Source organism: Candidatus Woesearchaeota archaeon (genome assembly GCA_003694805.1).
GTDB lineage: Archaea > Nanobdellota > Nanobdellia > Woesearchaeales > J110 > J110.
Genome location: RFJU01000169.1, coordinates 1 through 3,346, shown reverse-complemented (window position 1 = coordinate 3,346; position 3,346 = coordinate 1). Strand labels below are relative to the sequence as shown.

Annotated in this window: 5 protein-coding genes; all 5 read right to left on the bottom strand. The window is 51.8% G+C overall.

Annotation, left to right across the window (positions count from 1 at the left end; translation table 11 throughout):
- Nucleotides 1-578: ArsR family transcriptional regulator (locus D6783_06110; protein RME52011.1), on the bottom strand; the 578-nt coding region annotated here is incomplete at its 3' end.
- A 454-nt stretch (nucleotides 579-1,032) separates the two neighbouring features.
- Complete coding sequence (locus D6783_06105) at nucleotides 1,033-1,383, bottom strand: DUF134 domain-containing protein (GenBank protein ID RME52010.1); 351 nt, start codon at nucleotides 1,381-1,383, stop codon at nucleotides 1,033-1,035.
- A gap of 25 nt (nucleotides 1,384-1,408) precedes the next feature.
- Nucleotides 1,409-1,657: a hypothetical protein gene (locus D6783_06100; GenBank protein RME52009.1), complete on the bottom strand. Its 249-nt coding sequence runs from the start codon at nucleotides 1,655-1,657 to the stop codon at nucleotides 1,409-1,411.
- A 212-nt stretch (nucleotides 1,658-1,869) separates the two neighbouring features.
- Nucleotides 1,870-2,613 (bottom strand): hypothetical protein, encoded by a 744-nt coding sequence (locus D6783_06095; GenBank protein RME52008.1) that lies wholly within the window; start codon nucleotides 2,611-2,613, stop codon nucleotides 1,870-1,872.
- Entirely contained in the window at nucleotides 2,610-3,254 is a 645-nt protein-coding gene (locus tag D6783_06090) for a hypothetical protein (GenBank protein RME52007.1), read from the bottom strand. The genes D6783_06095 and D6783_06090 overlap by 4 nt, the downstream gene beginning before the upstream one ends.
- Nucleotides 3,255-3,346 lie beyond the last annotated feature (92 nt).

Below are 3,346 nucleotides of genomic sequence, written 5' to 3'. Positions count from 1 at the left end.
GTGTACCAGGTCCCTTCTGGTTTGGGGTCTTCGCGGGTGATGCAGTCAAAGAAGACTTGGCAGGTTTCTCCTGCGGGGCTGGCAAGGGTGAGGGGTTGAAAGGTTGTTTGTGCTTTGTGCAGTGCTTGCGGGTTGGTTACGATGAGAATTCTGAGGGGGTTTTCTGTTGTGGTTTCCACGTGCAGCTCCTCAATGGTGGGGAGGTGCTCTTCGAGGTTCCAGAAGAGTTTTTCAAGGAAGTAGCGTTGTTTTGGATTGTCAAGGAACCAGATGCGGAGGATGACTTTGTTGTACATGCTCAGTTGGAGCAGTTTTTTGTCGACGAAGTCGCTGGTGGTGGCGATGAGGTAGGAGTAGTTGCCTGCGAGGGAGTAGAGGACGCGTGGTTGGCCTTTGTCCCGGTTGGGGACGCGCTTGCTAGAGACCAGGCCCGCCATTTCCAGAAGTCGTAGTTGCTGGCTAATGTTTGCGACGGAGGTGTTGGCTATTCTCGCCAGTTCTATGGGGGAGCGGGCCTGCTCTGCAAGCAGTTTGAGAATGTCCCATTTGCTCGCTGTGAACAAGTTTTCTTGTTCCATGGTTGTTGTCTGTTGTCGTTGGTGGTGCCCTTGTCGCCCTCCTTGTGGTGGGGGCTACGGGGGGCGTTGTCGGTCGTTGTTGCTGTTGCTCTGTGTCGTCTCTGTTGGGACGGGTGGGGGTTGTCGCCGGGATTGTTGGGTTCTCGTCGAGAAACCCCATCCAAACCAGTATACTATTTTGTATAACAATAGTCTATTAGGACAACCCATATATAAATGTTTCGATAATAGATTAATTACAGTACTTAATCAATTGCTAAATAATTGAGAATAAGAAAAAACAGCAATTAATTAATGAGTGAAATAGACCGAAAGAGACGCCCTTGTTGGAAAAAACAGTGAGGAAGGCCAAGGTTTCCTCCTTACGTTCAAGGAACGTTCAGGCAATGTATCCTTCGGCCGGTCCCGGCACAAGAAGACTCCGCTTGCAAGGGCACTATGAGCGTTATAGGCGTTATGGGTTCTTTTGACGCCTCTTAGCACCGCAGAAAGAGCGCGGCACTCCTTGTGGAGGGCGCGCGTGCTTTTCTTGCTTTTCTATTTGAATGGCCTTTCCTTGAACGATTGCTTCTGCAAGTTTTTTTCTTGCAGAGAGGAGCAATCGGTGAAACGTCGGTTGAGAAATCTGCATTTTTTCTGCGCACCTGTTTTGGTGCAGGCCTAACAAGTCTTTGAGGCGGATAGCTTCAAACTCATCAATGGCGAGGGTGAGCGCCTGCAGGGATGATGTTGGCACCCCCGCTGGCTTGAAATAGGTCACGTTCGGGCTGCCCCTCACCCTCCTTCTTTTGCACGGTCGTGGCATAGGACCTCGTTAGTCAGACACAATATTAGTCAGACAAAGAGTCTGCCTCTTTGCTGTTCTGGCCGTCTTGGTTTTGTGCAAACCACCTCCCTTGTTGCCTGCGAAGACCTCTCTTGCAAGGTCCACGACCGCGTCCTCCGCCATGCTTGCGTCCCTGTCTAAACGCTCCTGCATCGAGTGCTTCGCCTGCTTCCTTTGCTCCTGCGCAGCGGCCCATTTGCCGTCCTGTTCGCGGCCCTTTTCCCTCTGGGCCTGTTCCGTCTCTTTGTGGCATGGTTTCACCTCCTCGTTGCTTGCCAACACAACGAATTTTGAATATGTATTCATTAAAGTTTTTTAATAGTTTCGGTGAACTGCAACACCTCTTCCAAAAATACACGCACCATCAAGACATACAGACAAGAGTCAGCACACTCCTTGTGGCATTGTGGGCATGCGCCTTGGACGTTGGCAGGCATTGACTGGTCAAGAACCGCGCCACCAGGCCTACGAGAGTTCTGCGTAGAAGTAGTAGGTCGTTGGGGACGATTTTACTTCGCTCTCAGGCACAATCATTTGGAAGTCGAAAGGCTGGTTGTTGTAGCCTTGCGCATCTTGCTCGAGTAGCGTTGCCCAAACAAGGTAGTTCGTGTCGGAGAGGAGGACTTCTTGGAAGTCCGCATTTTCACTTGGCGCTTGAGCAGTGCCGTTTACGTACGTCGCGATTGCAGAGCAGGTGCTGTTGGCAATGTACGTGCTGCCGACGAAGAAGCCCCTGTGCACGGTGTTGTTGAATGTTTTGTTAATAGTGTCTGGCTGCGTCGATGTCATGTTGTGGAAGGCTTCCTCTGCGGCGATTTCCGTTGCATTGGCGCAGCGTATGGCGCTCCACTGGATGGAGTTGTTTCTCGTGGCATACACCTCTCCCGAGACGCTTGCCGTGTTCCAGTCGTAGATGCTGTAGTTGTTTGCGTCTTGAAGGACGAAGCGGCCGGTGAGGTTTCCAACGTATGCTTTCCAGCGGGGTGTTTGTTGAGTGAGGTTTAGCGCAAGTGTGGTAAAGCTTCCGCCGACAGTGGTGATGGGCGTTCCTCCTTGTGGTGTGGGGACGTAGGTGTCGTTGAACGTTATGCTAACGCCTTCCGGTGCGGCCGAGGCAAAAATTCCTGTGATGAGTGGGAGGAGCGGGATGGCTGTGAGTATCAGGACGAGGATCACGTTGGAGATGTTTGCGCATAGTTTGCGAGTCATGCGCTCACCCCCTTCGCGCGCAGTTTGCGCCTGATGGTGTAGATGGTTTGGCAGCTTCTGCCGAGGAGTTTTCCAATGGTCTTGGTGTTCAGTCGCTTGCCAAGTAGGTACAAGACGACCGCTTCAAGGGCGGAGAGGGATCGGCGTGAGAGTATGTCGGCAGGAAACGTTTCAAGGATGCCCGGCAGTCGTTCTTGCACTGAAGGATCGTGCACGGCGGGAGCGAGTGTTTTCCTCGCGTTTCTTGCTTGATGGTAGCTGGTCCAAATGGTGCGCTGGTCTCGGGAGAGAAGGCGTGCTATTGCTGAGAACGTGAGGCCGTAGTGTTCGTGGAGGTAAAGGGACGTTGCTTGAAGGACGCTGAGGTTTTCGCGCAGAAGAGCGAGGGGGACAGAATACGTCATTCCTGAAGGAGGGTTGTAGTACAGTTCCTCATCAGGATAGTTGTAGTTTTGGGTAAAAAAAGGTAGAGAGGGTGTTGGATCGTCTTGTAGGTGAAAAGAAGGCGTTAAGGAATGTGTTGAAACGAGGGTTTTTCTGGCTCGTTTTGGTTGTTCTTTTCGATGAGAAGCTGACTGTCCTGCGTGTCGTTCCTTGTCAGGAAGTTGCTGCCCCGGTTGGTGTCGTCTCTGTTTTGGCACCGCGTCGTCCCTCAAACTTGTTTTTCAGTTCTTTGCTTGCCGACCCTCGTTCACTCCTACAGCACCACAACTATTTAAATATTCCTATTATT

Coding starts and splice junctions, on each gene's coding strand:
- D6783_06105 (RME52010.1), bottom strand. CDS start 1,383: ATGCCACGACCGTGCAAAAGAAGGAGGGTGAGGGGCAGCCCGAACGTG.
- D6783_06100 (RME52009.1), bottom strand. CDS start 1,657: ATGCCACAAAGAGACGGAACAGGCCCAGAGGGAAAAGGGCCGCGAACA.
- D6783_06095 (RME52008.1), bottom strand. CDS start 2,613: ATGACTCGCAAACTATGCGCAAACATCTCCAACGTGATCCTCGTCCTG.